At 53.9% G+C, this 935-nt stretch carries 1 protein-coding gene and 1 pseudogene; both read right to left on the reverse strand.

Annotated elements, in window-relative coordinates; all coding sequences use genetic code 11:
- Positions 1 to 74: 74 nt before the first annotated feature.
- Positions 75 to 466 (reverse strand): annotated as a pseudogene (locus tag E4Q23_RS21320) (glycoside hydrolase family 99-like domain-containing protein); the annotation flags it as partial.
- Between the two features lie 28 nt (positions 467 to 494).
- Positions 495 to 935, reverse strand: a 441-nt coding sequence (locus E4Q23_RS21325) for a methyltransferase domain-containing protein (RefSeq protein ID WP_169068478.1), incomplete at its 5' end; no start/stop codon positions are given.

Genomic DNA, 935 nt, shown 5'->3' on the forward strand with positions numbered 1-935 from the left:
TCCTGCTGCCGTTTCCGGATTACAAGCTTCCGGAGATCCTGATTGCAGAAGATGCCAGCAGCCGTTCCGGACCTTGCCCAGCAAAGGCAGAAACGGCATGTGACTGTCTGAATCCGCGAGCATTTCATCTACCGGACGATTCAAACAGTCGCTTTCCTGAAAACCAATAGTAGTGGTAACAAAAACCCCCAATGCCATATTTGCGTGCCAGCGCTATCTGCTGGTGCCGCGTTTCCTTCAGGCGCAAATCATAGTAGCCCAGGTCGGACGGTAGGTGCGGCTGGTAATGGCCGGCAAAAAGGGCAGTTGCCTTGGTGACGTTGGTCCACTCGGTGAAGCCCTTGCCCCACCATGCATCGTTTTCCGGGATCGGGTGAAACTGTGGCAGGAAGAAAGCAATTACCCGGATACTGTGCGCCGTGTCGCTACGCTCCGCGGAAATACCGCCTTGGTCAGAGATGTGCATAATAGAAAATATGGCGACCGGTGCTTGTCTATGACGAAGGTTTGTTGATTGCAGTCAAACGCGTAAGGTCCAGACCTGAGTCGATACCATCTGCTGCGACGACCTTGACCACTACCTGATAGATATTGCCATAGGGATTACGCGCAAGAATGGTTCGCAGATCGTCAGAAAGCATGTTCCACTGTGCGGCAAGTTCGGTCCGCTCTGGAGTACGAATAACGAAGCGCGCCTCGACGATCTTGAGATTGGCATCTTGGAACAAGCGCTGAATATTCTTAATCCCAAAGAAACGGATGTGGGTGCGGTCGAGCAGACCAAAGTCACGATACTCGAAATCCGCATTGAGTAGGCACGCGACAATCGCGTTGTGGCCCACGTGGGGCAGCGAGACGATCAGTTCTCCATCCCGCGCCAACAGGCTTCTTGCCGCGGCAAGGGCCTGCCACGGATCAACGAGATGTTCCAGAAC

The sequence above is a fragment of the Candidatus Accumulibacter phosphatis genome (genome assembly GCF_012939955.1).
In the GTDB taxonomy this organism is placed as follows: domain Bacteria; phylum Pseudomonadota; class Gammaproteobacteria; order Burkholderiales; family Rhodocyclaceae; genus Accumulibacter; species Accumulibacter delftensis.